General features: G+C 72.3%; 3 protein-coding genes and 1 pseudogene. All 4 read left to right on the forward strand.

The genetic code is table 11. From position 1 onward, the window contains the following. Positions 1–2,786: type I polyketide synthase (locus AC08OQ_RS17410; RefSeq protein WP_476612211.1), on the forward strand; the 2,786-nt coding region annotated here is incomplete at its 5' end. A gap of 2 nt (positions 2,787–2,788) precedes the next feature. Further along, positions 2,789–3,166, forward strand: a complete 378-nt coding sequence (locus AC08OQ_RS17415) for a phosphopantetheine-binding protein (RefSeq protein WP_476591722.1) — start codon at positions 2,789–2,791, stop codon at positions 3,164–3,166. 6 nt (positions 3,167–3,172) lie between these two features. After that, positions 3,173–4,126: pseudogene (locus AC08OQ_RS17420) on the forward strand (alpha/beta fold hydrolase). A gap of 19 nt (positions 4,127–4,145) precedes the next feature. Then, positions 4,146–5,348 carry a glycosyltransferase gene (locus AC08OQ_RS17425; RefSeq protein WP_476612212.1) on the forward strand — a complete coding sequence of 401 codons (1,203 nt, stop codon included), beginning with the start codon at positions 4,146–4,148 and terminating at the stop codon, positions 5,346–5,348. Position 5,349 lies beyond the last annotated feature (1 nt).

Genomic DNA, 5,349 nt, shown 5'->3' on the forward strand with positions numbered 1-5,349 from the left:
GGTGTCGGGGGTCGTCTTCGGCGCGCTCGGCGGAGGTCATCGCCGGGCTCGGCGAGGTCGTCGTCTCCCACGACAACTGCCCGCATCAGTCGATCATCTGCGGGCGGGAGGACAGCGTGCGCACCGCGCTGGACCGGCTGCGCCGCGACGGCGTGCTGGGCCAGATCCTGCCGTTCCGGTCGGGGTTCCACTCCCCGTTTCTCGAGCCGTACCTGGACCCGATGCGGGCGCGGCTCGCCCTCACCGCGTTCGTCGAGGCGAGCGTGCCGATCTGGTCGGCGACCACGGTGGCGCCCTACCCGAGCGACCACGACGCCATCCGCGCGCTCGCTCTTCGGCACCTGGTCGAACCGGTTCGCTTCCGCCAGCTCGTCGAGCGGCTGCGCGAGCGCGGGGTGCGTGCCTTCATCCAGGTCGGAGTGGGCAGCGTCGCGGGATTCATCGACGACACCCTGCCCGGCAACGACCATCTCTCGTTGGTCACGAATACCGTGAAGCGCCCCGGGCTGGACCAGCTGCGGCGGGTCGCGGCGGCGATGTGGGCGGAAGGCGCCGCGCCCCGGATGGACCTGCTGCCCTGCCGGTCGCGACCCGCGCCGGCGGTGCCGCCGCCCCCCGGGGGGGCCAACGGACTGCACCGCGTCGGTGCCCCGGTGCGGTTGAGCCTCGGCACCCCCCTGATCCGCCTCGGCGGCGGAGCCGGCGACCTGCTCAACCCGGGCAGTGCTGATCGGACCCACCGGAATCCGCCGGCCTGGGCCGGGGGTGACGTGCCGACGCATCCGGTGATCGCCGAGCTGCGGGCCGCGCTCGCCGAGGCGGACGCGGTGATGTCCACCGTGGTCGACCGCTGGTCGCATGGGGCGACATCGGCTCGGGTCCCCCCGCCCGGACCGGGGGGCGGGGCAATCCCGGGCGCTGCGACCCCGGGCGCAGGTCGGACGTCCGCGGTGGGCCGGGTACCCGTGCCCCGTGACAGTCCCGAACCCGGGCCGCGGATGTTCCGGCGACGGCTGTCGCTGGCGTCGATGCCGCACATCGTCGACCACTGCTTCTACCGTCAGCCGCCGGGCTGGGCGGACATGTCCGATCTGTTCCCGGTCGTGCCGATGACCGAGGTCCTCGAGCTCATGATCGGCGAGGCCGCCGCGCTGCTGCCGGGCCGGGTGCCGGTCGGTGTCCGAGACGTTCGGGCGTTGCGCTGGCTCGCGATCGAGCCGGCGGTGGAGGTGTCCATTGCGCTCGCCCCCGCAGGGCCGGACGCGGTGCGGGTGACCGTGGACGGCTACGCCCGCGGCACGGTGCTGTTCGCGGCGGACCACCTGCCGTCGCCCGGGCCGACCGCGATCACCGCCGATCTGTCGGTGGGCCGGACGGGCCCGACGCTGCCCGCCGAGCGGCCCCCGCGGCATCATGGCAGGGATCTCTACGGGGCCCGGTTCCTCTTCCACGGTCCCGGCTACCAGGGCATCCATCGGATCGAGGCGATCGCCCCGACCGGTATCCGGGGGCGTCTGCGGGTGCCGTCGGCGTCCGGCGCCCTGCTCGACAACGTGGGCCAGCTCTTCGGCTACTGGGCGATGGAGCATCTGTCCGACGACTCCCTCCTGCTCCCGCAGTCCCTGGCCGACGTGCGGTTCCACGGCCCGGTGCCGGTAGAGGGCGACCTGGTGGACTGCGTCGTACGGATCCGTCAGGTGGCCGAGCGCACGGTGACCGCGGACATGGAGGTGCGGCGGGCTGACGGGCGTGTCTGGGCGGTCATCACCGGGTGGACCGACCGCCGGTTCGCCAACGACGACGTGCTCTGGGCGATGGTGCGTGCGCCGGAGCTGAACACCGTGGCGCAGCCCTCCGGTGAGGGCTGGGTGGTCGCCGTGGACCGCTGGCCCGATGCGGCTTCGCGGGAACTGATCGTGCGCCACTACGCTGATGCCGCCGAGCGTGCCCGGCTCGCCGCGCTTAACCCCAGGGCGGCGCGTGGCCGGCTGTTGGGACGGATCGCCGTCCAGGACGCAGTCCGGCGATGGCTGTGGGAGCGGGGAGCGGGGCCCGTCTGGGGGATCGAGATCGGGATCCGTAACGACGACGTGGGTGCCCCGGTCATCACCTCCCTGCCGGCGCGGCCGGGTGTCCCCGCGCTCGACCCCCCGTGGGTGTCGCTCGCCCACAAGCCGGAGCTCGCCGTGGCCCTGGTCGCCGCGGACGGGGAGGTCGGTATCGATCTTGAGCAGATCGTGTCCCGCGCCGCCGGGGTCGAGAAGGCGGCCTTGGCGCCCAGCGAACTGCGCCTGCTCGACCGGGTCGCCGGCATCGATTCTCACCGGCGGGCCGTGTGGTTCACCCGGTTGTGGGCGGCGAAAGAGGCGGCGGCGAAGGCCGACGGAACGGGCCTCGCCGGCCGTCCACGCCGGTTCGTCGTGGACGGCCCTCATTCCCTGGGGACGGCCCAGTTCCCGGGAAGGGATGGGCTCGCATCCTCCCGGGCGGGGGGCACCCCGCCCGATCTGGTCCGGGTCACCGTCTACGGGGATGGTCCCGACGGGTCGGTGCCGGAGCGGACCCGGTGGGTGGCGTTGCGTACGGTGGACGCCGCCGGCCGGATTCAGCCGGAACCGACCGGCCCGGTGCCCCGCGAGGGCGGGGCACCGCCGCCGCAGCGCCAGGACGCTGTGGGCGATGGCGTCTCCGCCGGAAGAGTCGATGTCGCTACCGTCAATTACATAGTCGCCTGGACCTCTCCCGAGGTCGAGGCGCATGGTCTCCAGAGCCAGAAGGAGTGTTGATGATGTCTGCGCAGAGCACGACGAGGCAGGGTCCTCCCGGCCCGGAACCGGACGACCGCACCGGCGCTGTCACACGGGCCGAGGCCGAGGCCCGGATCCTCGGCGAGGTCACGGAGCTCCTGCGGGAGGTGATCGGGGAGGAATACGTCGTGGACATGGAGATCACGATGGCCACCTCGTTCAATCAGGATCTCGAGCTGGAGAGCATCGAGTTCGTGGCGCTGGCCGACCGGCTGCGTGAGCGATACGGCGAGGCGGTGGACTTCGTCGGCTTCCTTGCCGACATGGACGTCGACCAGGTGATCAACATGCGGGTCGGCGAGGTCGTCCGCTTCATCGTCGACAGCCTCCCGACGCTGGCGCCGGCGGGATCGGCCTGAAGGCCCGTGGCTGAGGTCATCGCGAACGGGATCCGGCTGCATGTGCAGCGACTGGCGCCCAGGGGCGGAGCGTCCACGGACTCGCCGGTCGTCGTGATGGTGCACGGCATGGTGATGGACAACATCTCCAGCTTCTACTTCACGCTGGGCAACTGCCTCGCTGATGCCGGCTGCGACGTCATCTGCTACGACCTGCGCGGCCATGGGCGCAGCGAGCGGACCCGCAGCGGCTACGGGCTGGCGGACTCGATGGCAGACCTGCTCGGGCTGCTCGACGAGCTCGGGGTGGACCGCCCGGTGCACCTGGTGGGTAACAGTTACGGCGCCACGATGGCGCTGGCTTTCGGGCTGGAGTTCACCTCCCGGGTGGCGAGCCTGACGCTGATCGAGCCGCCGTTCCTGATCGAGGGTCTCGGCGAGGAGATGGCCCGATCGCTGACCCAGATCCTCGTCGCGATGAGCGACGAGGAGGTCCAGGAGTGGCTGGACAACGGCGCCGGGCGCGTGGCCAGTCACGCCACCCGGGCCGCGCAGCGGCTGCTGTAGGAGACGACGATCGCCACCGACATGCTGGCGACTCCGCCGTTCTCCACCGAGGCGCTGGCCGCGCTGAACGTCCCGGTGCTCGCGGTGTACGGGGAGAACTCCGACATCATCGGGCAGGCTGCGAGCCTGGCCGCGCTGGTGCCCGATTGCACCCTGATCGTCCTGGAGTACCACACGCACATGGTGCTACGGGAGGCCGCGCACTACCTGCGGGACCTGCTGCGGTGGTGGTTGTTCCGCAGCCAGACGACGCCGCCGCCCTACGTGCGCGCGAACGGCCGGCGCTTCGCCACCCCGGACTGGGGGACGCAGCGGGTGCCGCCGCCCGATCTCAACGCCGAGCGCCGGTCGGCCCCGATCCCGGCCGACGCGGCAGCTGCGGCCGGCGAGGGGTGTGAGGGGCGAGGGGTGTGAGGGGCGTGAGGAGAGTCCGATGAGCCGCGTGCTGTTCGTGGTGCCGCCCCTGACCGGGCATGTCAACCCGGCGGTCGGGGTCGCCGCCGAGCTGGCCGCCCGTGGTCACGAGGTGGCGCTCGCCGGGTACGCGGGCGTCATCGGGTCGTTGATCTCGCCGGAGCTGGCCCTGCTGGCGTTACCCGAGGCGGTCCTGGGCGAGAAGTGGTCCCGGATCCAGGACACGTCTTGGGCGCTGAGGGGGCCGGCGTCGCTGAAGTTCCTGTGGGAGGACTTCCTGCTCCCGCTCGGCTCGATGATGGCCCCGGCGATCGACAGGATCATCGACGACTTCCAGCCCGACCTGCTCGTCATCGACCAGCAGGCGGTGGGCGCCGCGCTCGTCGCCCGTCGTCGGAGCCTGCGCTGGGCGACCCTCGCGGCGACCTCCGCCGAGTTCGACAACCCTTACGGGGCGCTCGCGGGCCTGGGGCAGTGGGTCGTCGACCGCCTGCGGGAGTTCCAGACCGGGCACGGAGTGCCGCCCGGCGAGGCGGCCGTCGGGGACCTGCGCTTCTCCGAGGCGTTGACCCTCGTCTTCTCCGTCCGGGAAATGCTGCACAACCCCGGGATCCCGGACTACGCGGTCTTCGTCGGCAGCGCGGTCGGGAAACGGGCCGGCGTGGGCGAGTTCCCCTGGGACTGGCTCGACCCGGCCCGCCGGGCGGTGCTCGTCTCCCTCGGCACGGTGACCCGGGAGGCCGGCGGTCGATTCCTGCGGGCGGCGGCGGAGGGGTTGCTCGGCCTGCCCGAGCGGGTACAGGCGATCGTCGTCGCCACACCCGGGCTCGTCGACGACCTCGCCGCCGCGGCGCCCGACGACCTGCTGGTCGCGCCGTTCGTGCCGCAGGTCGTGTTACTTCCGCGGTTGTCGGCGGTGGTGTGCCACGCCGGCAACAACACCGTCTGCGAGTCGCTGTCACACGGGGTTCCGCTGGTGGTCGCCCCGGTTCGCGACGACCAGCCGATCATCGGCGAGCAGGTCGTCCGCAACGGGGCCGGGGTGCGCGTCAAGTTCGGTCGGGCCGGACCCAGCGCCGTGCGTTCCGCGGTGACGGCCGTGCTGGACGATCCGTCGTACCGGGCCGCCGCTGCCCGGATGCGGGCCGCCTTCGCCGCCGCCGGCGGGGTGGCCGCCGCCGCCGATCATCTTGAGAAACTGGATCTGTCGCTGATCTTGTGAT

The organism is Frankia sp. CcCS3 (genome assembly GCF_977927575.1).

Bases quoted from the DNA above. Each gene is read 5' to 3' on its own strand.
- AC08OQ_RS17425 (WP_476612212.1), top strand. From the start codon at position 4,146: ATGAGCCGCGTGCTGTTCGTGGTGCCGCCCCTGACCGGGCATGTCAAC.
- AC08OQ_RS17415 (WP_476591722.1), top strand. From the start codon at position 2,789: ATGTCTGCGCAGAGCACGACGAGGCAGGGTCCTCCCGGCCCGGAACCG.